The sequence below is a fragment of the Flavobacterium sp. genome (assembly GCF_035760125.1).
In the GTDB taxonomy this organism is placed as follows: domain Bacteria; phylum Bacteroidota; class Bacteroidia; order Flavobacteriales; family Flavobacteriaceae; genus Flavobacterium.
The window spans coordinates 1-4,707 of the sequence record NZ_DASTTN010000493.1; the positions used below are offsets into that span (position 1 = coordinate 1).

Genomic DNA, 4,707 nt, shown 5'->3' on the forward strand with positions numbered 1-4,707 from the left:
CATATGTCTTGATTTTGGTACTTACTTTATCTTTGTTCATCACGCTTTCTATTTGTGTCGGCAGGGGTAAAGTAACGCCCAAAGCCGGCTCCACTACGTCCAAGAACTTGATAGGATGCGCCGTTTCCAAGAAAACACCAATTGCGTTTGGTATGTTTTGCAGTTCTTTTTTCAATCCCAAATAGCCAACAGCACCGTGTGGTTCTGCTATATAGCCTCTTTCGTTATGAATGGCTTTCATCGCTACCAAAGTTTCAGCATCGGTAAAGGTATAAGAAGTGAAATCTTTTTTGAATTGAGCCAAATCGTTTTGGTACATCTCCTGAATACGAACAAAGTTACTTGGATTCCCTACGTCCATAGCATTCGAAATCGTAGCAATAGATGGTTTTGGATCGTAAATTCCGTTGGCAAGGAATCTAGGTACCGTATCGTTTACATTGGTAGAAGCCACGAAATGCTCGATAGGCAATCCTAATTTTTTGGCAATGATACCTGCACAAATATTTCCGAAGTTCCCGCTTGGACAAGAAAAAACTACTGGTTTTCCTTGGCTTTTTAAAGCTTTATAAGCAAAGAAAAAGTAAAACATTTGCGGCAACCAACGCGCAATATTGATAGAATTGGCAGACGTTAATCTAATGTGGTTTAAACTTTCGTCAAGAAACGCTTTTTTGACCATATCTTGGCAATCATCAAAAACACCGTCTACTTCAAGCGCTTTGATATTTTGCCCTAAAGTTGTCAATTGTCTTTCCTGAATATCACTCACTTTTCCTGAAGGGTAAAGAATCACGACATCAACACCGTTTACACCAAGAAAACCGCTGGCAACGGCACCTCCAGTGTCTCCAGAAGTAGCTACAAGCACTGTGTTTTTATTGTTTTTGTTGTCTTTGTTGTCTTTGTTGAAATAAGCCAGGCAACGAGACATAAATCTCGCGCCCACGTCTTTGAATGCCATGGTTGGACCATGAAATAATTCAAGTGAGTAGATTCCGTTTTCAACTTCCACCAAAGGGAAATCAAAGCATAAAGTTTCGGCAATGATTTGTTTTAAAGTTTCGGCTGGGATTTCGTCACCAACAAATTGTTTAATGGCTTCATACGCCACTTCTTCATGTGATAAACTTTCGATTGTATCAAAAAAGCTTGGTGCTAATGGTGTAATGGTTTCTGGAAAATACAATCCTTTATCTGTTGCTAATCCTTGTATTACTGCTTCTTGAAAAGAAACGTTTGGTGCATTATGGTTTAAACTGTAATATTTCATTTCTAAATTTTAGATTTTGGATAGTTAATAGGTGCTATCGTCAATTATAATTTTTAATTTCTGCTTTCTGCAATCTTATATTATCTTCATCCCTTCGTCATTCACTTTGGAAACGTGAATTTCATAAGGCAAATTCATTTCTTCGTAAACGGCACTCATTGCTTTGGCAATTTTATCGGCGTTTTCCTTTCCTTTGCTTAAAGCAAAAATAGAAGGACCAGAACCCGAAATTCCTGAACCAAGAGCTCCGTTTTCATAAGCTGTTTGCTTGATTAAATCAAATCCAGGAATCAGCATGCTACGGATAGGTTCTATGATTTCATCGTGCAAAGAACGACCGATCAATTCGTAATCCTGAGTGTAAAGACCAGCTACCAATCCACCTACATTTCCCCATTGCGTAATGGCACTTTTTAAGGAGACAGTTTGTTTCAACACAGAACGAGCATCCGATGTTTTTAGTTCAATTTGTGGATGTACCACCGTAGCATATAATTCGGATGGACTGTCAATTTTGATGATATCCAATGGATTTGATGATCTTACCAATGTAAAACCTCCAAGAAGGGCAGGGGCAACATTATCGGCGTGGGCGTTACCACTAGCCAATTTTTCGCCTTGCATAGCAAATTTCACCAATTCTTTTCTAGTGAAAGGTCTTCCTAGTAATTCATTGATTCCAAAAACAGCACCTGCAGAACTGGCCGCACTACTGCCGATACCACTTCCTGCTTTGATGTGTTTGTATATTTCGATCTCAAAACCAAATTCGGTTTCGATTTCGTCCAACATTGCCAAAGCAGCAACTCCAGCAACATTATTTTCGGTTTCCAATGGTAAATCCGCACCTACGATTTTGGTAATACGAACTCCTTTTACGTCCGATTTGCGGACAATCATTTCGTCGCCTGCAGTAGCCAAGCAAAGTCCGAGTACATCAAAACCACACGAAAGATTCGCAATTGTGGCGGGGCAAAATATTTTTATTTCAGTCATAAATTTTGTTGTTGGTTGTAGGTTATCTGTTGATGGTTAATTTTGTCTATCAACCATCAACTAGTAACTATCAACTAAATTATATATTTCCTATTCTAATTACATCAGCAAAAATTCCAGAAGCAGTAACCGCAGCACCAGCACCAGCACCTTTTATCAATAATGGTTGATCTACATAACGATCTGTATAGAATAAAACGATATTGTCTTTTCCTTCCAAATTGTAAAACGGATGATCTTTTGGGATGAATTGCAAACCTACGCTTGCTTTTCCATCTTCGAATTGAGCCACAAATTTTAGTCGGCTTTCTTTTTGATTGGCTTCTGCCAAAATAGATTCGAAGTGTCTTGCATGTTCTTTTAATGAAGCGAAAAAAGCTTCATTGTTAGTCGTTCCCATACATTCTTTTGGAAGAAAAGATTTGTTTTCGATATCTTTAATTTCCATTTGATAACCGCTTTCACGAATCAAAATAAGGATCTTTCTAGCTACGTCAATTCCGCTTAAATCAATTTTTGGGTCTGGCTCCGTAAATCCTTGAATTCCAGCCTCTTTGACTATATCATGAAAAGTGTTATTTTCATCAAAATTGTTAAAAATAAAGTTCAAACTACCTGACAAAACGGCTTGAATTTTATGTACTTTATCACCTGAAGCGATTAAGTTTTTTACAGTATCAATGATTGGTAATCCAGCTCCAACATTCGTTTCAAAAAGGAATGGCGCATTGAATTTACGGGATAAACTTTTTAGATTTTTGTAATTGTCGTAAGCAGATGAACAAGCAATTTTATTACAGGTTACTACAGCGACATTTTGTTTTAAATATTGCTCATAAGTTTTAGATACTTCTTCATTGGCTGTAATATCAACAAAAATACTGTTACGTAAATTGAGTGCTTTTACATTAGCAATAAATTGTTCTCTGTTTGCTGTTTCTCCTTTTTCTAAAAGTGATTGCCATTCTTTCAGATGCATTCCATCTTCATCAAAATACATTTTTCGAGAATTGGAAACCGCAATAACTCTCAGGTTTATTTTTAAATTTTCTTTTAGAAATTTCTTTTGTTGGTGTATTTGTTCGATGAATTTCTCACCCACATTTCCAACACCCATTACGAACAAGTTTAATTGTTTAGTGTTTTCTTCAAAGAAGTTTTCGTGTAAAGTGTTCAACGCTTTTTTAACGTCTCTTTCATTGATAACAACCGAGATGTTTCTCTCTGAAGCACCTTGGGCAATCGCACGAATATTTACATTGTTTTTTCCTAAAGTACTAAACATTCTTCCACTCAAACCTTGGTGGTTTTTCATGTTTTCACCCACCAAAGCGATAATGCAAAGATTTTGTTCTACGATGCAAGGATCAATTTTGTTTTGTGCAATTTCTATTTGAAAAGCTTTATTAATTGCAATTTCAGCTGTTTCGGCATCCGAATTTAAAATACCAATACATATAGAATGTTCCGATGAAGCTTGAGTAATAAAAATTACATTGATGCTTTCATTAGATAAAACTTCAAATAATCTTTTGGAAGAACCAGCAACTCCAATCATTCCAGAACCTTCTAGAGTTACCAAAGTAATGTTGTCAATATGACTAATCCCTTTTACCGGGTTGGTATTTGATTCAGGATTGTTGGAAATTAAAGTTCCTTCGGCTTGTGGCTCGAAAGTGTTTTTGATTATAATTGGAATGTTTTTTCTTAAAACAGGCTGGATTGTTGGTGGATACAATACTTTGGCACCAAAATGAGACAATTCCATTGCTTCTTGGTAAGATATTGTAGCTATGGGTTGCGCTTGTTTTACAATTTTTGGATTGGCAGTAAACATTCCGTTTACATCTGTCCAAATTTCTAAATCTGTAGAATTTAATGCTCCAGCAATAATGGCAGCTGTATAATCAGAACCACCACGACCTAAAGTAGTATTTATACCATCTTCAGTAGTAGCAATAAAACCTGGCATCACAACTACTTGGCTTTCATTAGATGCAAAAAAATCCGCAATCAGTTGGTTTGAAAGTTCAAAGTTCACCGCAGCTTTTCCAAAATGATTGTTGGTTTTTATTAATTCTCGGCTGTCTTTATATCGACTGTTTTTTAGCTTTTGTTTTAAGGATTCGGCAATGATATAAGAAGATAATAATTCACCAAAACTCAGAATGGTATCCAAAGTTCTTGGAGATAACTCTCCCAATATAAAGCAACCATCAAGTAATGTTTCCAGGTGATTGATGATTCTTTTGATATGACTTAACAAGCCACTTTGTTCACTTACGGGAATAAGTTGTTTAAGTGCCTCTAAATGTTTTTTCTCGATTTCGGTAACAATATCTTTAAAACTTTCATCATTTGCAGCCGCTTTGGATGCAGCCAATTGCAATAAATCGGTTACTTTGCTTAAGGCGGATACAACAACAACAAGCTTTTCT

Annotated in this window: 3 protein-coding genes; all 3 read right to left on the reverse strand. The window is 36.4% G+C overall.

All coding sequences use genetic code 11. From position 1 onward, the window contains the following. On the reverse strand, positions 1-1,273 hold a 1,273-nt coding region (gene thrC, locus VFS71_RS17555), incomplete at its 3' end, for a threonine synthase (RefSeq protein ID WP_326402908.1). Between the two features lie 75 nt (positions 1,274-1,348). Then, entirely contained in the window at positions 1,349-2,269 is a 921-nt protein-coding gene (locus VFS71_RS17560) for a homoserine kinase (protein WP_326402910.1), read from the reverse strand. 79 nt (positions 2,270-2,348) lie between these two features. After that, positions 2,349-4,707 (reverse strand): bifunctional aspartate kinase/homoserine dehydrogenase I (gene thrA / locus VFS71_RS17565; RefSeq protein WP_326402911.1); only part of this gene is annotated, 2,359 nt, incomplete at its 5' end.

What these genes read in the sequence shown, in the direction of transcription:
- VFS71_RS17560 (WP_326402910.1), bottom strand. Translation starts at nt 2,269, where the DNA reads ATGACTGAAATAAAAATATTTTGCCCCGCCACAATTGCGAATCTTTCG.